This window comes from Mesorhizobium sp. M0954, from assembly GCF_040319155.1.
Taxonomy (GTDB): Bacteria; Pseudomonadota; Alphaproteobacteria; order Rhizobiales; family Rhizobiaceae; genus Mesorhizobium.
Genome location: NZ_JAMYNR010000043.1, coordinates 1 through 20,454, shown reverse-complemented (window position 1 = coordinate 20,454; position 20,454 = coordinate 1). Strand labels below are relative to the sequence as shown.

The window sequence follows — 20,454 nt, the reverse complement described above, 5'->3', positions numbered from 1 at the left end:
AATCGCGAATGAGCCAGGATGTCCCGACATTGTTTGAATGGGCCGGCGGCTCCGAAGCGCTGAACCGCCTGACCCAGACCTTCTACGACAGCGTCTCTCGGGACCCCATCGTCGGGCCGGTGTTCAAACATATGTCGCCGGACCATCCCGCTCACGTCGCAGCCTTCATCGGCGAAGTCTTTGGCGGACCGAAAACCTACAGCGAAAAGCATGGCGGCCACCGCGAGATGGTGATGCACCATCTCGGCAAGCATCTGACCGAGGAGCAGCGCCGGCGCTGGATCAATCTTCTCGCCGACGCCGCCGACGAGATCGGGCTGCCTGACGATCCCGAATTCCGCTCGGCTTTCATGGCCTATGTCGAATGGGGATCGCGGCTGGCCAGGATGAACTCCAACAAGGGCCCGACCTGCGACCCCGAGACGGAACCAATGCCGGCCTGGGGTTGGGGGGTGCCGGGCGGCCCCTACAAGCCGCCTTCGGGAACCTGACCGCGCGCGATCGGTCGAAAGCCTGCCGGCCAGGAAAACGGGTGGCTATGGAGGTCTCGGTCCTCCAGGCTAACGGTTTAAAGTCACCGTCGAATGGCGGGGCCACATTGAAAACCGGAGGCTTTGCGATGAGATCGGAAGGCAAGAAAAATTCAGACAGCGCCTTTGACAGCGGTCGCGGAACTCGAAACCCGTTCGGTGTGATGGATGTCCCCAGTCCCGACGACGAGGAGGTGTCGGCGTTCGCCGCCGGCGTGAAACTGGAGGGAACTCCAAGCGATGAAAATGCCGAGGCCTGGGGCACCGACCGCGACCGCGACCGCAACGACACCATCGAAGGCAGCTGGTCCAGCCGATGGAACGGCGGTGCTGATCCCACGATCCCGGGCGATACCGAGGATAAATGGAAGTCCGGCCGGGGCGAGGTGAAGACGGCGGGAGAGAGGGTTTACCTGCTGTTCGATTGGCATGATGGCGTGCGCAAGGGGCTCATCGATGCGCGGCGCGAGGGTGCGAAAGGGCTGGTTGGAAAATACATCAATCTGACCGACCCGGAAATCGTGCGTCCCTGGGTCGGCTTGATCGTCAGCAATCAACGGATCGACGGGAAATGGCCGGGAGGACGCCTGGACTTTCGAAGATGAAGGCCGGGTAGCGCACGTCGCTCTTTACAGAGCGCGCGGAAGCTTTTAGGAAGCGCCTGCTGCGCCGACATGCGCATACGGGCATAGCTCAGTTGGTAGAGCGGCGGTCTCCAAAACCGCAGGTCGTAGGTTCGAGCCCTGCTGCCCGTGCCATTCTTTGAATGGATACCTAAAAACGATTCTTTTGCAGTGCGGCCTTTGAAAATCGGCTTGTGACTTGCCATATGGCACAAGTTGCGGCATAAGGGCCGCATAGCCGGGACGGGACGACTGGATGGTTCCGAGGCGGCGTTTGGCCATAAAGCGGACACTTGCCACTTGCGTGGATCAAGAATCGGTTTTATGTAGACGAGACAGACACGCGACGCGTGGAGCTGGGAAGCCGGCTTTACGCGTCTGATTTGCATGGGCGAAATGATTGCGCTGATTCGGCGCGAACGCACGCTCAAGCGGCACGTCCCGGCCAGCGGGATCATCCAGGAGGCCCGGCCAACGGGTCTTGCAGACAGAGCGGCATATGGCTTCGAAAACCACAAATCCCTTCACCTTTCTCCAGCAGGTTCGCGCGGAGACCGCCAAGGTCACTTGGCCGTCGCGGCGCGAAACGATGATCTCGACGGTGATGGTCCTTGTGTTCGCGGTCATCGCGATGATCTTTTTCTTTACCGCAGACGTGGCCATGGGCTTTGCGGTCGAAAAAATCCTCGGCCTCGGACAGTAAGTCCGGCGATTACGGAGAAGTCTTGAAATGACCGCGCGGTGGTACATCGTCCACGCCTACTCGAACTTTGAAAAGAAGGTCGCCGAGGACATTGAGAACAAGGCCAAGCAGAAGGGCCTGTCCGCCGACATCGAGCAGATCGTGGTGCCGACCGAGAAGGTCGTCGAGATCCGCCGCGGCCGCAAGGTCGATGCCGAGCGCAAGTTCTTTCCGGGCTATGTGCTGCTGAAAGCCAATCTGACCGACGCCGTGTTCTCGCTCGTCAAGAACACGCCGAAGGTCACCGGTTTCCTGGGCGACTCCAAGCCGGTGCCGATCACCGAAGCCGAGGCCCAGCGTATCCTGAACCAGGTTCAGGAAGGCGTCGAGCGGCCGAAGCCGTCGGTGACGTTCGAGATCGGTGAAGCGATCCGCGTTTCGGATGGACCATTCGCGTCGTTCAACGGTTTCGTCCAGGAAGTGGACGAGGAGCGGGCGCGGCTCAAGGTGGAAGTATCGATCTTCGGGCGCGCTGTGCCAGTCGATCTGGAATTCGGACAGGTCGAGAAGGGCTGATCCGAAATCCCTGCACCGGATTCGGCGGCAGGGAAGGCGGCGCGGAGATCGCGCGGCCAAAAACGGGTGGGAGGCGAATGCGGCTTTAGCCGGCCGCGCGGACCGCACCACCAGACTGCAACCGCCGGCAAGAACGGCATGAGAAAAGGCAGGAAGAGAGATGGCTAAGAAAATTGCAGGCCAGCTCAAGCTCCAGGTTTCCGCGGGATCGGCCACGCCGTCGCCCCCGATCGGCCCGGCGCTTGGTCAGCGTGGCATCAACATCATGGAGTTCTGCAAGGCATTCAACGCGCAGACCCAGGAAATGGAAAAGGGCTCGCCGGTTCCGGTCGTCATCACCTACTACCAGGACAAGTCGTTTACCTTCGTCATGAAGACGCCGCCGGTGAGCTACTTCCTGAAGAAGGCTGCCAACCTGAAGTCGGGCTCGAAGGAGCCGGGCAAGGTCAAGGCCGGCACGATCGGCCGCGACAAGGTGCGCGCCATCGCCGAGCAGAAGATGAAGGATCTGAACGCAAACGACGTCGAGGCGGCCATGCGCATGGTCGAGGGCTCCGCCCGCTCGATGGGTCTGGAAGTGGTGGGCTGAGATCATGGCAAAGATTGCAAAGCGTGTATCGAAGACCCGCGAAGGCATCGATCCCAACAAGGCTTACGCTTTGAGTGAGGCGCTGAAGCTGCTCAAGGATCGCTCCTCGGTGAAGTTCGACGAGACGATCGAAGTCGCGATGAACCTCGGCGTCGACCCGCGCCATGCCGACCAGATGGTCCGCGGCGTGGTCAACCTGCCGAACGGCACCGGCCGCAGCGTTCGCGTCGCCGTGTTCGCGCGTGGCGACAAGGCCGAGGAGGCCAAGGCCGCCGGCGCCGACATCGTCGGAGCCGAGGATCTGGTCGACATCGTCCAGAAGGGCACGATCGACTTCGACCGCTGCATCGCCACGCCGGACATGATGCCGCTGGTCGGCCGTCTCGGCAAGGTGCTCGGTCCGCGCGGCATGATGCCGAACCCGAAGGTCGGCACCGTCACCACCGACGTTACCGCCGCCGTCAAGGCATCGAAGGGCGGCGCCGTCGAGTTCCGCGTCGAGAAGGCCGGCATCGTTCACGCCGGCGTCGGCAAGGTCTCGTTCGACGTCAAGGCGCTGGAAGAAAACGTCCGCGCCTTCGCTGACGCGGTGACCAGGGCAAAGCCGGCTGGTGCCAAGGGCAACTACGTCAAGAAGGTGTCGGTCACCTCGACGATGGGCCCGGGCCTCAAGCTCGACGTCTCGACGCTCGCTGCGTCCTGATACGAAACAATTGGATCGGCCGCTAAAACGCTGATCCGTGAAAGAATTCCGGGCCTCCGACCTGTCGGCGGCCCGGTACCGGAAGTCGAAAGGCTTCCGGACGTCCTGTCCGAGATTGCAGGCGGCCCCCAAACCTTAGGTGATGTGGGCCTTAATTCATGTGGGCCTGCATGAGACGGGTGAAGACCGGACAAAGGAGCCACAAGCTCCAATGAAAGGTTCGAACCGTGTTTGCCTTTTGTCTGCGCACCGTCCGGCTTCCCGGCAGGTGTGGCGAAAGGGGGCAGGATCCTCGAGCGTCGTTCGGGAGATCCGTTACTGGATGGCCCGGCCGGCAAAAGGCAACCCGACGCCTGTCCTTCGTAGAGGGCAGGGGTCAACTGGAGATAGGCAGTGGACAGAGCGGAAAAACGCGAACTCGTCACGGGCCTGAATGATGCGTTCTCAAGCGCTGGTTCAGTCGTCGTGGCCCACTACGCCGGTATCACCGTCGCGCAAATGAACGACCTTCGGTCGAAAATGCGCGCCGCCGGTGGCACCGTCAAAGTCGCGAAGAACCGTCTCGCCAAAATCGCTCTTCAGGGCACGGACTCCGCATCGATCATCGAACTGTTCAAGGGACAGACGCTGATCGCCTATTCGGAGGATCCGATTGCGGCGCCGAAGGTCGCGTCCGATTTCGCCAAGGGAAATGACAAGCTCGTCATTCTCGGCGGCGCAATGGGCACCACCTCGCTCAATGCCGACGGTGTAAAGGCACTCGCCACACTTCCGTCGCTCGATGAGCTGCGCGCCAGGCTGGTTGGCATGATCGCCACGCCGGCAACCCGGATCGCCCAGATCGTCAATGCGCCTGCGGCTTCGGTCGCGCGCGTCATCGGCGCTTACGCCCGGAAGGACGAGGCGGCATGAGGCCGTTCCTCGCTATCACAAACACACGTTCGAACCTTATGAAGGAACATTGCAATGGCTGATCTGGCAAAGATCGTAGACGACCTTTCGAAGCTGACCGTCCTCGAGGCGGCCGAGCTGTCGAAGCTTCTTGAAGAAAAGTGGGGCGTTTCCGCCGCTGCTCCGGTGGCGGTTGCCGCTGCCGGCGGTGCTGCGGCCGCTGCTGCTCCGGTCGAGGAAAAGACGGAATTCGACGTCGTCCTCACCGAGGCAGGCGCTCAGAAGATCAACGTCATCAAGGAAGTTCGCGCCATCACCGGTCTTGGCCTCAAGGAAGCCAAGGACCTGGTCGAGGCGGCTCCGAAGCCGGTCAAGGAAGCCGTTTCCAAGGCCGACGCGGACAAGTTCAAGGCCCAGCTGGAAGCAGCCGGCGCCAAGGTCGAACTGAAGTAAGCGTTGAGTACCGGGGGAGGGCGGCGCGCCGCCCGCCACTCCTTTCGCGTCGAAGGGAGGCTGCGTAACGCGAAGAGTGCGAAAACCTCTTTCCTGAGGGCCGCAAACAGGCCTTCAGGAAACGGGTTTTCTCCCGTTTCTGGCCCGCCGCCAATTGGCGCCGGGTGAAAAGACAAGAAGCCGCCGACAGGCGGTGGGCAACAAGACAGGGCCGCCAAGGTGGCCCGAGATGCAAGGCGAGCCGCGGCGAGGCTCGTCCCGAGAATTGAGCTAAGGAGCGACGATGGCCCAGACCCAGACTTTCAATGGCCGCAGACGCGTACGCAAGTTTTTCGGAAAGATCCCGGAAGTTGCGGAGATGCCGAACCTGATCGAGGTTCAGAAGGCATCCTATGACCAGTTCCTGATGGTGGAGGAGCCCAAGGGTGGGCGTCCTGACGAGGGACTGCAGGCAGTTTTCAAGTCGGTCTTCCCGATTTCCGATTTTTCCGGCTCCTCGATGCTGGAATTTGTGAAGTATGAGTTCGAGGGACCGAAATTCGACGTTGACGAATGCCGTCAGCGCGACCTGACCTATGCGGCGCCGCTCAAGGTGACGCTGCGCCTCATCGTGTTCGATATCGACGAGGATACCGGCGCCAAGTCGATCAAGGACATCAAGGAGCAGGACGTCTACATGGGCGACATGCCGCTCATGACCTTGAACGGCACCTTCATCGTCAACGGCACCGAGCGCGTCATCGTCTCGCAGATGCACCGTTCGCCAGGCGTCTTCTTCGACCATGACAAGGGCAAGTCGCACTCGTCCGGCAAGCTCCTGTTTGCCGCGCGCGTCATTCCCTATCGCGGTTCGTGGCTCGACATCGAGTTCGACAGCAAGGACGTCGTGCATGCCCGCATCGATCGCCGCCGCAAGATTCCGGTGACGTCGCTGCTGATGGCGCTCGGCATGGACGGCGAAGAGATCCTGTCGACCTTCTACAACAAGATCACCTACAAGCGCGCCGGCGACCATTGGCGCATCCCGTTCAACGTCGAGCGTTTCCGCGGCCTCAAGGCCGTTGGTGACCTGGTCGACGCCGACACCGGCGAAGTCGTCGTCGAGGCCGGCAAGAAGATCACCGCCCGCCAGGCCAGGGCGCTCGGCGAAAAGGGTCTCAAGGCGATCAAGGCGACCGACGAGGATCTGCTCGGCAACTACCTTGCCGAGGATATTGTCAACTACGCGACCGGCGAGATCTTCCTCGAAGCCGGCGACGAGATCGACGAAAAGACGCTGAAGGTGCTGCTTGGCACCGGTGAGGATGAGATCAAGGTCCTCGACATCGACCACGTCAACGTCGGCGCCTACATCCGCAACACGCTCAACGTCGACAAGAACGAGAGCCGCCAGGACGCGCTGTTCGACATCTACCGCGTCATGCGCCCCGGCGAGCCGCCGACGCTGGAAACCGCTGAAGCCATGTTCAACTCGCTGTTCTTCGACAGCGAGCGCTACGATCTGTCGGCCGTCGGCCGCGTCAAGATGAACATGCGCCTCGAGCTCAAGGCCGAGGATACCGTGCGCGTGCTGCGCAAGGACGACATCCTGGCCGTGGTCAAGACGCTGGTCGAACTGCGCGACGGCAAGGGCGAGATCGACGACATCGACAATCTCGGCAACCGCCGTGTGCGCTCGGTCGGCGAGCTGATGGAGAACCAGTACCGCGTCGGCTTGCTGCGCATGGAGCGCGCGATCAAGGAACGCATGTCCTCGATCGAGATCGACACGGTGATGCCGCAGGACCTGATCAACGCCAAGCCGGCGGCTGCCGCCGTGCGCGAGTTCTTCGGTTCCTCGCAGCTGTCGCAGTTTATGGATCAGACCAACCCGCTTTCGGAGATCACCCACAAGCGCCGTCTTTCGGCGCTTGGACCGGGCGGTCTGACCCGCGAGCGTGCCGGTTTCGAAGTGCGCGACGTGCACCCGACGCATTACGGCCGCATCTGCCCGATCGAGACGCCGGAAGGCCCGAACATCGGCCTGATCAACTCACTTGCGACCTTCGCGCGCGTCAACAAATACGGCTTCATCGAGAGCCCGTACCGCAAGATCGTCAATGGCAAGCTGACCAATGAGGTCGTTTACCTGTCGGCTATGGAAGAGGCCAAGCACCACGTCGCGCAGGCCAATGCCGAGCTCGACAAGAATGGTCATTTCGTCGACGAATTCGTCATTTGCCGCAACGCCGGCGAAGTGATGATGGCGCCGCGCGAAAACGTCGATCTGATGGACGTGTCGCCGAAGCAGATGGTGTCGGTGGCCGCGGCCCTGATCCCGTTCCTCGAGAACGACGACGCCAACCGTGCGCTGATGGGCTCGAACATGCAGCGTCAGGCCGTGCCGCTGGTGCGCGCCGAAGCGCCGTTCGTCGGCACCGGCATGGAGCCTATCGTCGCCCGTGACTCGGGCGCCGCCATCGGCGCCCGCCGCGGCGGCATCGTCGACCAGGTGGACGCGACGCGCATCGTCATCCGCGCCACGGAAGATCTCGATCCCGGCAAGTCCGGCGTCGACATCTACCGGCTGATGAAGTTCCAGCGTTCGAACCAGAACACCTGCATCAACCAGCGTCCGCTGGTGCGCATGGGCGACCGGGTCAACAAGGGCGACATCATCGCCGACGGCCCGTCGACCGAGCTCGGCGATCTGGCCCTCGGCCGTAACGTGCTGGTCGCGTTCATGCCGTGGAACGGCTACAACTACGAGGATTCCATCCTCCTGTCCGAGCGCATCGTCGCCGACGACGTCTTCACCTCGATCCATATCGAGGAGTTCGAAGTCATGGCCCGCGACACCAAGCTGGGGCCGGAGGAGATCACGCGCGACATTCCCAACGTCTCGGAAGAAGCGCTGAAGAACCTCGATGAGGCCGGCATCGTCTACATCGGTGCGGAAGTGCAGCCGGGCGACATCCTGGTCGGCAAGATCACGCCGAAGGGCGAAAGCCCGATGACGCCGGAAGAAAAGCTGCTGCGCGCCATCTTCGGTGAAAAGGCCTCGGACGTGCGCGACACCTCGATGCGCATGCCTCCGGGAACCTTCGGCACCGTCGTCGAAGTGCGTGTCTTCAACCGCCACGGCGTCGAGAAGGACGAGCGCGCCATGGCCATCGAGCGCGAGGAGATCGAACGCCTCGCCAAGGACCGCGACGACGAGCAGGCGATCCTCGACCGCAACGTCTATTCGCGTCTTTCCGACGTTCTCGTCGGCAAGGAAGCGATTGCCGGGCCGAAGGGCTTCAAGAAGGGCTCGAAGCTGTCGAAGGACACGCTCGACGAGTATCCGCGTTCGCAGTGGTGGCAGTTTGCCGTGGAGAACGAAAAGCTCCAGAGCGAACTGGAAGCCCTGCGTGGCCAGTACGACGATTCCAAGAAGGCGCTCGAGCAGCGCTTCATGGACAAGGTCGAGAAGGTGCAGCGCGGCGACGAGATGCCTCCGGGCGTCATGAAGATGGTCAAGGTCTTCGTGGCCGTGAAGCGCAAGATGCAGCCCGGCGACAAGATGGCTGGCCGACACGGCAACAAGGGTGTCGTGTCGCGGATCGTTCCGGTCGAGGACATGCCTTTCCTCGAGGACGGCACGCATGCCGACATCGTGCTCAACCCGCTGGGTGTGCCGTCGCGCATGAATGTCGGCCAGATTCTGGAAACGCACCTGGGCTGGGCCTGCGCCGGAATGGGCAGGAAGATCGGCGATCTGATCGATGCGTACAAGACAGCGGGCGACATCAAGCCGCTGCGCAAGACGCTCGAGAGCTTCATGCCGGCCAACGACCGCAACGAGCCGGTCCGCGAATATGACGACGAGAGCATCGTTCGCCTCAGCGAGCAGATGCGCCGCGGCGTCTCCATCGCGACACCGGTGTTCGACGGCGCGCACGAGGCCGACATCAACATCATGCTGGAGCAGGCGGGCCTGCACACCAGCGGTCAGTCGCAGCTCTATGACGGACGCACCGGCGAGCCGTTCGATCGCAAAGTGACGATGGGCTACATATATATGCTCAAGCTTCACCACCTTGTGGACGACAAGATCCACGCGCGTTCGATCGGTCCGTACTCGCTCGTTACCCAGCAGCCGCTGGGCGGCAAGGCGCAGTTCGGTGGCCAGCGCTTCGGCGAGATGGAGGTCTGGGCGCTCGAAGCGTACGGCGCCGCCTACACGCTGCAGGAGATGCTGACGGTGAAGTCGGATGACGTCGCCGGACGCACCAAGGTCTACGAGGCGATCGTCAGAGGCGACGACACCTTCGAGGCCGGCATTCCCGAGAGCTTCAACGTTCTCGTCAAGGAAATGCGGTCTCTCGGCCTCAATGTCGAGCTGGAGAACACCAAGCTCGACGACAACCCGATCCGGCTGCCCGACGCGGCCGAGTAAGCAAGACGTCCGGCCGCGGTCTTCCCGCGACCGGACGCACCAAATTCTCGGCCGATGGCCGATCAAGTCGGCGGGCGTTTGGCCCGCGCTAGATGCAAGGGGTTTTCGAGGACCCCGAAAAGGAGAACGGCATGAACCAAGAGGTCATGAATCTCTTCAATCCCCAGGCGCCCGCGCAGGTGTTCGATTCCATCCGGATCTCGCTTGCCAGCCCTGAGAAGATTCTGTCCTGGTCGTTCGGCGAGATCAAGAAGCCGGAGACCATCAACTACCGCACCTTCAAGCCGGAGCGTGACGGCCTGTTCTGCGCGCGCATTTTTGGCCCGATCAAGGACTATGAGTGCCTGTGCGGCAAGTACAAGCGCATGAAATACAAGGGCGTCATCTGCGAGAAGTGCGGCGTCGAAGTCACGCTGTCGCGCGTCCGCCGCGAACGCATGGGCCATATCGAGCTGGCGGCACCGGTCGCCCACATCTGGTTCCTGAAGTCGCTGCCGTCGCGCATCGGCACGCTGCTCGACATGACGCTGAAGGACATCGAGCGGGTCCTCTACTTCGAGAACTACATCGTTACCGAACCCGGCCTCACCGCGCTGAAGGAGCACCAGCTGCTCAGCGAGGAAGAGTACATGATGGCCGTCGACGAGTATGGCGAGGATTCGTTCACCGCCATGATCGGCGCCGAGGCGATCCACGACCTTCTGGCCGGCATGGACCTCGAGAAGATCGCCGGCGACCTGCGTTCTGAGCTGGCTTCGACCACCTCCGAGCTCAAGCAGAATAAGTACCTGAAGCGGCTCAAGGTCGTCGAGAACTTCATGGAGTCCGGCAACCGTCCGGAATGGATGATCATGAAGGTGGTTCCGGTGATTCCGCCGGACCTGCGCCCGCTTGTCCCGCTGGACGGCGGCCGTTTCGCCACGTCGGATCTGAACGACCTCTATCGCCGCGTCATCAACCGCAACAACCGCTTGAAGCGGCTGATCGAGCTGCGCGCGCCCGGCATCATCGTGCGCAATGAAAAGCGCATGCTGCAGGAAGCCGTCGATGCGCTGTTCGACAACGGCCGCCGCGGCCGCGTCATCACCGGCGCCAACAAGCGTCCGCTGAAGTCGCTGTCCGACATGCTGAAGGGCAAGCAGGGCCGGTTCCGCCAGAACCTGCTCGGCAAGCGCGTCGACTATTCCGGCCGCTCGGTCATCGTCACCGGTCCGGAGCTCAAGCTCCACCAGTGCGGCCTGCCGAAGAAGATGGCGCTCGAACTGTTCAAGCCCTTCATCTACGCCCGTCTCGACGCCAAGGGCTACTCCTCGACCGTCAAGCAGGCGAAGAAGCTGGTCGAGAAGGAGCGTCCGGAGGTCTGGGATATCCTCGACGAGGTCATCCGCGAGCATCCGGTGCTGCTGAACCGCGCACCGACGCTGCACCGCCTCGGTATCCAGGCGTTCGAGCCGATCCTGATCGAAGGCAAGGCGATCCAGCTGCACCCGCTGGTCTGCACGGCCTTCAACGCCGATTTCGACGGCGACCAGATGGCGGTCCACGTGCCGCTGTCGCTGGAAGCGCAGCTCGAAGCCCGCGTGCTGATGATGTCGACCAACAACATCCTGCACCCGGCTTCCGGTGCGCCGATCATCGTGCCGTCGCAGGACATGGTTCTCGGTCTCTACTATCTCTCGATCGTCAATCAGAACGAGCCTGGCGAGGGCATGGTGTTTGCCGACATGGGCGAACTCCAGCACGCGCTCGAGACCAAGGCGGTGACGCTGCATGCCAAGATCAAGGGGCGCTTCCGCACGGTCGACGCCGACGGCAAGGTCGTGTCGAAGATCTACGACACCACGCCTGGCCGCATGATCATCGGCGAGCTGCTGCCGAAGAACCACAACGTGCCCTACGAGACCGCCAACCAGGAGATGACCAAGAAGAACATCTCCAAGATGATCGACACCGTCTACCGCCATTGCGGTCAGAAGGAGACGGTCATTTTCTGCGATCGCATCATGGCTCTCGGCTTCAGCCACGCCTGCCGTGCCGGCATTTCGTTCGGCAAGGACGACATGCTGATCCCGGACGCCAAGATCAAGCTGGTCTCCGACACCGAGGCTTTGGCCAAGGAGTACGAGCAGCAGTACAATGACGGTCTGATCACCCAGGGCGAGAAGTACAACAAGGTCGTCGACGCCTGGGCCAAGTGCTCGGAAAAGGTCGCCGACGAAATGATGGCCCGCATCAAGGCGGTCGAGTTCGAGGACAACGGCCGTCAGAAGCCGATGAACTCGATCTACATGATGTCGCACTCCGGTGCGCGCGGCTCGCCCACCCAGATGCGCCAGCTCGCCGGCATGCGCGGCCTGATGGCCAAGCCTAGCGGTGAAATCATCGAGACGCCGATCATCTCGAACTTCAAGGAAGGCCTCACCGTGCTCGAGTACTTCAACTCGACCCACGGCGCCCGCAAGGGGCTGGCCGACACCGCCTTGAAGACGGCGAACTCGGGTTACCTGACGCGTCGTCTCGTCGACGTGGCGCAGGACTGCATCGTCAACTCGCTCGACTGCGGCACCGACAAGGGCCTCACCATGCAGCCGATCGTCGATGCCGGTCAGGTCGTCGCCTCGGTTGGTCAGCGCGTTCTCGGCCGCACCTCGCTCGACGACATCACCCACCCGGTCACCGGCGAGGTTCTGGTCAAGGCCGGAACGCTGATGGACGAGCGTGACGTGGAACTGATCGAAAAGGCCGGCGTGCAGTCGGTCCGCATCCGTTCGGCGCTGACCTGCGAGGTCAGGGTCGGCGTCTGCGCGGTCTGCTACGGCCGCGATCTGGCCCGCGGCACGCCCGTCAACCAGGGCGAGGCTGTCGGCGTCATCGCGGCGCAGTCGATCGGCGAGCCGGGCACCCAGCTCACCATGCGTACCTTCCACATGGGCGGCACGGCGCAGGTGGTGGATTCCTCGTTCCTTGAAGCCTCGTACGAGGGCAAGGTCGAGATCCGCAACCGCAACGTGGTGCGCAACTCCGACGGCCAGCTGATGGTCATGGGCCGCAACATGGCGGTGCTGATCCTCGACGAAGCCGGCAAGGAACGCGCCACGCACCGCGTCACCTACGGTTCGCGTATCTTCGTCGACGATGGCGACAAGGTGAAGCGCGGCCAGCGCATTGCCGAGTGGGATCCTTATACCCGCCCGATCCTCACCGAAATCGAGGGCAGGGTGGCATTCGAGGATCTGGTCGATGGCATTTCCGTTCAGGAAACCGCCGACGAATCGACCGGCATCACCAAGCGCGAGGTCATCGACTGGCGTTCGACGCCACGCGGCAACGACCTCAAGCCGGCGATCGCCGTCCTGGATGCCAAGGGCAAGGTCGGCAAGCTGTCGAAGGGCGGCGACGCCCGCTTCCTGCTCTCGGTCGAGGCCATTCTTTCGGTCGAGCCGGGCGCACAGGTTCGCCCCGGCGACGTGCTGGCGCGTATCCCGATGGAAAGCGCCAAGACCAAGGACATCACCGGCGGTCTGCCGCGTGTGGCCGAACTGTTCGAGGCACGCCGTCCGAAGGATCACGCCATCATCGCCGAGATCGATGGCACGATCCGCTTCGGCCGCGACTACAAGAACAAGCGCCGCATCATCATCGAGCCGCATGACTCGACGCTTGAGCCGGTCGAATACCTGATCCCGAAGGGCAAGCCGTTCCATCTCCAGGACGGCGACGTCATCGAGAAGGGCGACTACATCCTCGACGGTAATCCGGCGCCGCACGACATCCTGGCGATCAAGGGCGTGGAGGCGCTTGCCTCCTACCTCGTCAACGAGATCCAGGAAGTCTACCGACTGCAGGGCGTGTCGATCAACGACAAGCACATCGAGGTGATCGTTCGCCAGATGCTGCAGAAGGTCGAGATCACCACGCAGGGCGATTCGACCTACATTCCGGGCGACCACGTCGACGTGATCGAGCTGGAAGAGGTCAATGAGCGCCTGGTCGAGGAAGGCAAGAAGCCGGCCGAAGGCCAGCCGGTGCTGCTCGGCATCACCAAGGCCTCGCTGCAGACGCCGTCCTTCATCTCCGCCGCTTCCTTCCAGGAGACGACGAGGGTGCTGACCGAAGCTGCGGTTGCGGGCAAGACCGACATGCTGCAGGGTCTGAAGGAAAACGTCATCGTCGGCCGGCTGATCCCGGCCGGTACCGGCGGTACGATGAGCCAGATCCGGCGCATCGCCACCTCGCGCGACGAGTTGATCATCGACGAGCGCCGCAAGGCGTCCGGCGTCGAGGTCGCCGAGCCGATGCTGACCGACATGGTTAACGCGGCGCAGTAAGCGCGCAAGAAAGAGAAGATAGAAAAGGGGCCCAAGTGGCCCCTTTTCGCGTTGTGGTTCCCCAATCGGATCGGAGGAGAACGATGAGCAGGAAGATCTGGGCTTCTGTCGACGACTACATTGTCGAAGCTCTTTTCGAGGCGGATCCCGCCCTCGATGCCGTTCTGGCGGCCAACCATGATCAGGGCCTGCCGCCTATCGACGTTTCCCCGGCACAAGGCAAGCTGCTCTCACTTCTTGCGCGAATGCAGGGAGCGAAGAAGGTACTCGAAATCGGCACGTTGGGCGGTTATTCGACAATCTGGATGGCGCGAGCATTGCCGATGGACGGCAAGGTCGTGACGCTCGAGCTTGATCCGCACCACGCCAGTGTCGCGCGGTCGAACTTTGAACGAGCAGGGGTGTCTGACCGTGTGGAACTGCGGGTCGGACCGGCGCTTCAATCGCTTGCGGCCTTAGGCGCCGAGAATGCCGGGCCGTTCGACTTCATCTTCATCGACGCCGACAAGCCGAACAACCCGCACTATCTGTCCTGGGCCATGCGTCTTTCGAGGCCGGGGACCGTCATCGTCTGCGACAATGTCATCCGTGACGGCGCGGTGGTGAATGAAGATGGTCGCGATGCCAATGTCGAAGGGGCACGCGCGGCGTTCTCGTTCATCGGCAGCGACAAACGTCTGGAAGGCACCGCGATCCAGACTGTTGGCGCCAAGGGCTATGACGGCTTTGCAATAGCGATCGTTAATTGAATTTGTGCGGTGCGCCGGCCGGACCTGCGATCCGGCGGCGCCCACTGATCAATCGAAAAAAGCTTCCACCACATTGCGCTTGCCGAGCATGAAGGCGTCGGCGACGTGCTGCAGGGGCGCGAGATCGACGTCGGAGGTGCCGGCGCGCACGATCTCGGCGAAGCGCTTGTAGAGCATCGGATATTCGGCTTCCGGCTCCTCGTGAACGACGCGGCCATCGATGGCGAGCGTTGAGCCGCCGCCAGAAAGCACCATCGATCCGGCCTCGGTATCGGCCAGGATGTCCCAGCTTTGCGGGCCGGTCTGACGCCAGTCGAGTTCCATCGTCACCGGCAGACCGTTCGAAGTGCGGAAAGCGATATGGGCGGCGATCGGTGCCGCGCGGTTCTCGGGGAAATCGAGTTCTGCCGAGCTGATGAACATCGGCGGCAGGATGTGGGTAGCGATCGACAGGGCGTTGATGCCGGGATCGAACACGCCAAAGCCGCCGGGAGCCCAGATCCATTCCTGATTCGGATGCCAGCGGCGCACGTCTTCTTTCCAATTGATGGCGGCCGACCTGATCGTTGTCGATCCAAGGAATGCGCGCGCAGCTTCGACAGCCGGCGCATAGCGTGAATGCCAGCTGGCGAACAGGCAGACGCCGTTCGCTGTCGCCAGCGCCTTCAGGTCTTCGACCTCGCTGACCGTGGCGCCGGGCGGCTTTTCCAGGAAGACATGCTTTTTCGCCGTGAGCGCCAAGCGCGCGGCGTCGTAACGAAACTGCGGCGGCATGCACAGCGACACCGCCTCGAGCTCCGGCACCGCGTCGAGCATCGCCTCGATCGTCGGGAAATTCGGGATGTCTTCGACTTTGCCGTGGCGGCTGGCTGCGGCGACCAGGCGATAATCCTGGTCCTTCGCCAAGGCCGGCAGGTGCTGGTCGCGGACGATCTTTCCCACGCCGACGATGCCGAGCTTGATGGGATTAGAGGACATGGGAGCTCCGCAGGTTAAGTGTGCTTGGTTTTGCCAGAGGTCGCTTCTTAGCAGAGAACTTGTGCCGGGCAAGTCGCCGGGCTTTGTCGCCGGCCCGTGAGATCGACCGCGATTCAGATCTCTTCAGATCGGCACATCGAACGTCACGATCGACACTTCGCCTTCGAGCGCGCCCTGATAGGCGGACAGATGCGGCTCCTCGTCGGGCACGCCGTCCAGGTCGCCGATCTGATCGAGCTCGGCCTCGGCATAACCTTCCGCGGCAAGTGATTCGAGAGCGCGGCGCACCGCCGAATCGTCGTCCGGCGCGACCAGCATCACATGCACGCCTTCCGGCTTGCCGCCTTTGCGCTTCCACACCCGGCCGGTAATAATGGTGACCGGGCGCTCCTCATTGTCATTCACGGGTTCGTACCTCCGGGCGAGGGGGTTTGGGCTGCTCATGCCGCCTTTTCGCACGAAGCACGGCCTGGAAACAGCCGCAAGCCGGTCACTTTCTGGCTTCCTCTTGAAAAACGGCGCAAGAAAATTACATGCGCTTTTCGCATGGCTGCCACGCCTCGGGTTCAGCGCAATATTTGCCGCTCCGGGGTTGACGGACAGTGGCCATACGAGTAGAAGCCGCCCAGTCAGAACCGATGTGAGGCTCTTGCTTCCGAAGCGACACGCTTTGGAGTTTGCCTCAAACAGGGTTCGTTTTACGAGCGAAAAGACATTTCCGGCGTGCATGAAGCGGCTTCCGCTTCCTCTGCCATTTGTTCGGGCAAGACCGCGAGGCGCGGTTTGTGGCCCGAATTTGCGTATGGAAATGACGCTTTGAGCGGCCCTGACCGGGCGAGACACGGAATTGAGAGACAAGAGGGTTTAATGCCTACCGTCAACCAGCTGATCCGCAAGCCGCGCATTGCGCCGGTGAAGCGCAACAAGGTCCCGGCCATGCAGCAGAACCCGCAGAAGCGGGGCGTCTGCACGCGCGTCTACACCACGACGCCGAAGAAGCCGAATTCGGCGCTGCGCAAGGTGGCCAAGATCCGCCTGACCAATGGTTTTGAAGTGATCGGTTACATCCCCGGCGAAGGCCACAACCTTCAGGAGCACTCGGTGGTGATGATCCGCGGCGGTCGCGTCAAGGATCTTCCGGGCGTCCGCTACCACATCATCCGCGGCGTGCTCGACACGCAAGGCGTGAAGAACCGCAAGCAGCGCCGTTCGAAATACGGCGCCAAGCGTCCGAAGTGACCGAAGCGTAGCCAAGGTCGTTCCGGGCGGCGTCAAGCGACGATCCGGGATCCAGGCCACCGCGTAGAATTGAGGCAGAGAAAAAATGTCCCGTCGTCACAGTGCAGAAAAGCGTGAGATCAATCCGGACCCCAAGTTCGGCGATCTGATCGTCACCAAGTTCATGAACGCCGTCATGTATGACGGCAAGAAGTCGGTTGCCGAGACCATCGTCTACGGCGCGCTCGACCAGGTTCAGTCCAAGACCAAGCAGGAGCCGGTCACCGTCTTCCATCAGGCGCTCGACAATGTCGCGCCGCATGTGGAAGTGCGTTCGCGCCGCGTCGGCGGCGCCACCTACCAGGTTCCAGTCGATGTGCGCCCCGAGCGCCGTCAGGCATTGGCCATCCGCTGGTTGATCGCCGCCGCCCGCAACCGCAACGAGACCACTATGGTCGACCGCCTCTCCGGCGAGCTGATGGACGCGGCCAACAACCGCGGCACCGCCGTCAAGAAGCGTGAAGACACCCACAAGATGGCAGAAGCCAACCGCGCTTTCGCGCACTACCGCTGGTAAAGCGCGAACGAGACTGAAGAGGCACCTCCCATGGCCCGCGAATATAAAATCGAAGACTACCGCAATTTCGGTATCATGGCGCACATCGACGCCGGCAAGACGACGACCACCGAGCGCGTCCTCTATTACACGGGCAAGTCGCACAAGATCGGCGAAGTCCACGACGGCGCTGCCACGATGGATTGGATGGAGCAGGAGCAGGAGCGCGGCATCACCATCACGTCGGCCGCGACCACGACCTTCTGGAAGGGTCGCGACGGCAAGATGCACCGCTTCAACATCATCGACACCCCCGGCCACGTCGACTTCACCATTGAAGTCGAGCGTTCGCTGCGCGTGCTCGACGGCGCCATTGCGCTGCTCGATGCCAATGCCGGTGTCGAGCCGCAGACGGAGACCGTCTGGCGCCAGGCCGACAAGTATCGCGTGCCGCGCATGATCTTCTGCAACAAGATGGACAAGATCGGCGCCGACTTCTACCGCTCGGTCGAGATGATCGGATCGCGCCTCGGTGCGCATGCCGTCGTCATGCAGCTGCCGATCGGCGCCGAGACCGAGTTCAAGGGTGTCGTCGACCTCGTCGAGATGAACGCGCTGGTCTGGCGCGACGAGACGCTGGGCGCTGCCTGGGACATCGTCGAGATCCCTGCCGACCTCAAGGCTCGTGCCGAAGAATACCGCGAGAAGATGATCGAGGCCGCCGTCGAAATGGACGAGACGGCGCTCGAGAATTACCTCGAAGGCAAGATGCCGAGCAACGACGAGATCCGTGCGCTCATCCGCAAGGGCACGATCGCGGTGAAGTTCTATCCGATGTTCTGCGGCTCGGCCTTCAAGAACAAGGGCGTGCAGCCGCTGCTCGACGCCGTCGTCGAATATCTGCCGTCGCCGGCCGATGTCCCGGCCATCAAGGGCGTCGACGCCAAGACCGACGCCGAGATCGAGCGTCATGCCGACGACAACGAGCCGCTGTCGATGCTTGCCTTCAAGATCATGAACGACCCGTTCGTCGGTTCGCTCACCTTTGCCCGCATCTATTCGGGCAAGCTCACCAAGGGCATCTCGGTCGACAACACCGTGAAGGGCAAGAAAGAGCGCATCGGCCGCATGCTGCAGATGCATGCGAATTCGCGCGCCGACGTCGAAGAGGCGTTTGCCGGCGACATCGTCGCCCTCGCTGGCCTCAAGGACACCACCACCGGCGACACGCTCAGTGATCCGCTGCATCCGGTCATCCTCGAGCGCATGGAATTCCCCGATCCGGTCATCCAGATCGCCATCGAGCCGAAGACCAAGAACGACCAGGAAAAGATGGGTCTCGCCCTTCACCGCCTGGCCGCCGAGGATCCGTCCTTCCGCGTCAAGACTGACGAGGAATCGGGCCAGACGATCATTTCCGGCATGGGCGAGCTTCACCTCGACATCATCGTCGACCGCATGCGCCGCGAGTTCAAGGTCGAGGCCAATGTCGGCGCGCCGCAGGTGGCCTACCGCGAGACGATCACCCGCAAGCACGAGCAGGACTACACGCACAAGAAGCAGACCGGCGGTACCGGCCAGTTCGCCCGCGTCAAGATCCTGTTCGAGCCGAATCCGGAAAGCAGCGAATTCGAGTTCGAAACCAAGATCGTCGGCGGCGCTGTGCCGAAGGAATACATCCCCGGTGTCGAAAAGGGCATCAACAGCGTCATGACCTCGGGCCCGTTCGCCGGCTTCCCGATGATCGGCGTCAAGGCGACGCTGATCGATGGCGCCTACCACGACGTGGACTCGTCGGTTCTGGCCTTCGAAATCGCCGGCCGCGCCTGCTTCCGTGAAGCAGCCCCCAAGCTTGGCGTGCAGTTGCTCGAGCCAATCATGAAGGTCGAAGTGGTGACGCCGGAAGATTACGTCGGCAGCGTTATCGGCGACCTGAACGGCCGTCGCGGCCAGATCCAGGGCCAGGAAGCCCGTGGCGTGGCTGTGGTCATCAACGCGATGGTGCCGCTCGCCAACATGTTCAAATACGTGGACAACCTTCGCTCGATGAGCCAGGGCCGCGCGGCCTACACGATGCAGTTCGACCACTACGAGCCGGTCCCGACCGCGGTCGCCCAGGAAGTCCAGAAGAAATACGCGTAACTCGAAACGAGTTGCATCAGTAACTTAATTCAAGGCCCGCACGGGCTGGCAGGAATGGAGAGATCACATGGCAAAAGGTAAATTCGAGCGCACTAAGCCTCATGTGAACATCGGCACGATTGGTCACGTCGATCATGGCAAGACGTCGCTGACGGCGGCGATCACCAAGTATTTTGGCGAATACAAGCGCTACGACCAGATCGATGCGGCACCCGAAGAGAAGGCGCGCGGCATCACCATTTCGACGGCGCACGTCGAATACGAGACCGCCAACCGCCACTATGCCCATGTCGACTGCCCCGGCCACGCCGACTATGTGAAGAACATGATCACCGGTGCCGCGCAGATGGACGGCGCGATCCTGGTGGTGTCGGCCGCCGACGGCCCGATGCCGCAGACCCGCGAGCACATCCTTTTGGCCCGCCAGGTCGGCGTGCCCTCGATCGTGGTGTTCTTGAACAAGGTCGACCAGGTCGACGACGCCGAGCTGCTCGAGCTGGTCGAGCTCGAGGTGCGTGAGCTTTTGACCAAGAACGAGTTCCCCGGCGACGACATTCCGATCGTCAAGGGTTCGGCGCTTGCCGCCCTTGAAGATTCCGACAAGAAGATCGGCGAGGACGCCATCCGCGAATTGATGGCTGCGGTCGATGCCTACATCCCGACGCCGGTGCGTCCGCTCGACAAGCCGTTCCTGATGCCGATCGAGGACGTATTCTCGATCTCGGGCCGTGGCACGGTTGTGACCGGCCGCGTCGAGCGCGGCGTCGTCAAGGTCGGCGAGGAGCTGGAGATCGTCGGCATCCGTCCGACCACCAAGACGACCTGCACGGGCGTCGAGATGTTCCGCAAGCTGCTCGACCAGGGCCAGGCCGGCGACAACATCGGCGCGCTGCTGCGCGGTGTCGACCGTGAAGGCGTCGAGCGCGGCCAGGTCCTGGCCAAGCCCGGCACCGTCAAGCCGCACAAGAAGTTCGTTGCCGAAGCCTACATCCTGACCAAGGACGAGGGCGGCCGCC

17 protein-coding genes and 1 tRNA gene are annotated in these 20,454 nt (G+C 62.4%); 16 read left to right on the top strand and 2 right to left on the bottom strand.

Features of this window, described 5'->3' with window-relative positions; translation table 11 throughout:
• Window positions 1-8: 8 nt before the first annotated feature.
• The 12 genes from NKH93_RS31785 to NKH93_RS31730 all read left to right on the top strand — a co-directional run bounded on the left by NKH93_RS31785 (window position 9) and on the right by NKH93_RS31730 (window position 14,544).
• A complete protein-coding gene (locus tag NKH93_RS31785; protein WP_352684787.1) occupies window positions 9-491 on the top strand; it encodes a group II truncated hemoglobin in 483 nt (160 codons plus the stop codon).
• A gap of 128 nt (window positions 492-619) precedes the next feature.
• On the top strand, window positions 620-1,135 hold the full coding sequence (locus tag NKH93_RS31780; protein WP_352975145.1) for a hypothetical protein: 516 nt from the start codon (window positions 620-622) through the stop codon (window positions 1,133-1,135).
• Between the two features lie 77 nt (window positions 1,136-1,212).
• A tRNA-Trp gene (locus NKH93_RS31775) sits at window positions 1,213-1,288 on the top strand.
• Between the two features lie 364 nt (window positions 1,289-1,652).
• Entirely contained in the window at window positions 1,653-1,856 is a 204-nt protein-coding gene (gene secE / locus NKH93_RS31770) for a preprotein translocase subunit SecE (protein ID WP_023680439.1), read from the top strand.
• A gap of 27 nt (window positions 1,857-1,883) precedes the next feature.
• Window positions 1,884-2,411 (top strand): transcription termination/antitermination protein NusG, encoded by a 528-nt coding sequence (gene nusG / locus NKH93_RS31765; protein ID WP_006333333.1) that lies wholly within the window; start codon window positions 1,884-1,886, stop codon window positions 2,409-2,411.
• Between the two features lie 160 nt (window positions 2,412-2,571).
• Window positions 2,572-3,000, top strand: coding sequence for a 50S ribosomal protein L11 (gene rplK, locus NKH93_RS31760; RefSeq protein ID WP_023680440.1), 429 nt, complete (start codon window positions 2,572-2,574; stop codon window positions 2,998-3,000).
• Window positions 3,001-3,004: 4 nt separating this feature from the next.
• Window positions 3,005-3,703, top strand: coding sequence for a 50S ribosomal protein L1 (gene rplA, locus NKH93_RS31755; protein WP_352975143.1), 699 nt, complete (start codon window positions 3,005-3,007; stop codon window positions 3,701-3,703).
• Window positions 3,704-4,096: 393 nt separating this feature from the next.
• The gene (rplJ, locus tag NKH93_RS31750; RefSeq protein ID WP_008875657.1) at window positions 4,097-4,615 is read left to right on the top strand and encodes a 50S ribosomal protein L10; all 519 of its coding nucleotides are present in this window, start codon (window positions 4,097-4,099) and stop codon (window positions 4,613-4,615) included.
• 54 nt (window positions 4,616-4,669) lie between these two features.
• Window positions 4,670-5,047: a 50S ribosomal protein L7/L12 gene (gene rplL / locus NKH93_RS31745; RefSeq protein ID WP_023680442.1), complete on the top strand. Its 378-nt coding sequence runs from the start codon at window positions 4,670-4,672 to the stop codon at window positions 5,045-5,047.
• A gap of 283 nt (window positions 5,048-5,330) precedes the next feature.
• Complete coding sequence (gene rpoB / locus NKH93_RS31740; RefSeq protein ID WP_352874931.1) at window positions 5,331-9,467, top strand: DNA-directed RNA polymerase subunit beta; 4,137 nt, start codon at window positions 5,331-5,333, stop codon at window positions 9,465-9,467.
• Window positions 9,468-9,598: 131 nt separating this feature from the next.
• Entirely contained in the window at window positions 9,599-13,795 is a 4,197-nt protein-coding gene (gene rpoC / locus NKH93_RS31735) for a DNA-directed RNA polymerase subunit beta' (protein WP_352975142.1), read from the top strand.
• Window positions 13,796-13,878: 83 nt separating this feature from the next.
• Complete coding sequence (locus NKH93_RS31730) at window positions 13,879-14,544, top strand: O-methyltransferase (RefSeq protein WP_023680445.1); 666 nt, start codon at window positions 13,879-13,881, stop codon at window positions 14,542-14,544.
• A gap of 48 nt (window positions 14,545-14,592) precedes the next feature.
• Here the strand turns inward: NKH93_RS31730 and NKH93_RS31725 are convergent, their stop codons facing one another.
• Together NKH93_RS31725 and NKH93_RS31720 are read right to left on the bottom strand one after the other, a co-directional pair.
• Window positions 14,593-15,522 carry a Gfo/Idh/MocA family protein gene (locus NKH93_RS31725; protein ID WP_352975140.1) on the bottom strand — a complete coding sequence of 310 codons (930 nt, stop codon included), beginning with the start codon at window positions 15,520-15,522 and terminating at the stop codon, window positions 14,593-14,595.
• A gap of 123 nt (window positions 15,523-15,645) precedes the next feature.
• Complete coding sequence (locus NKH93_RS31720) at window positions 15,646-15,927, bottom strand: transcriptional regulator (RefSeq protein ID WP_254817147.1); 282 nt, start codon at window positions 15,925-15,927, stop codon at window positions 15,646-15,648.
• 462 nt (window positions 15,928-16,389) lie between these two features.
• Here NKH93_RS31720 and rpsL point away from each other — a divergent pair, with 462 nt between their 5' ends.
• The 4 genes from rpsL to tuf form a co-directional block, all read left to right on the top strand.
• On the top strand, window positions 16,390-16,761 hold the full coding sequence (rpsL, locus tag NKH93_RS31715) for a 30S ribosomal protein S12 (RefSeq protein ID WP_006333356.1): 372 nt from the start codon (window positions 16,390-16,392) through the stop codon (window positions 16,759-16,761).
• Between the two features lie 85 nt (window positions 16,762-16,846).
• Window positions 16,847-17,317, top strand: a complete 471-nt coding sequence (rpsG, locus tag NKH93_RS31710; RefSeq protein ID WP_008875664.1) for a 30S ribosomal protein S7 — start codon at window positions 16,847-16,849, stop codon at window positions 17,315-17,317.
• Window positions 17,318-17,347: 30 nt separating this feature from the next.
• Window positions 17,348-19,438: an elongation factor G gene (gene fusA, locus NKH93_RS31705; protein ID WP_023680448.1), complete on the top strand. Its 2,091-nt coding sequence runs from the start codon at window positions 17,348-17,350 to the stop codon at window positions 19,436-19,438.
• A 67-nt stretch (window positions 19,439-19,505) separates the two neighbouring features.
• Window positions 19,506-20,454: elongation factor Tu (gene tuf, locus NKH93_RS31700; RefSeq protein WP_352458788.1), on the top strand; the 949-nt coding region annotated here is incomplete at its 3' end.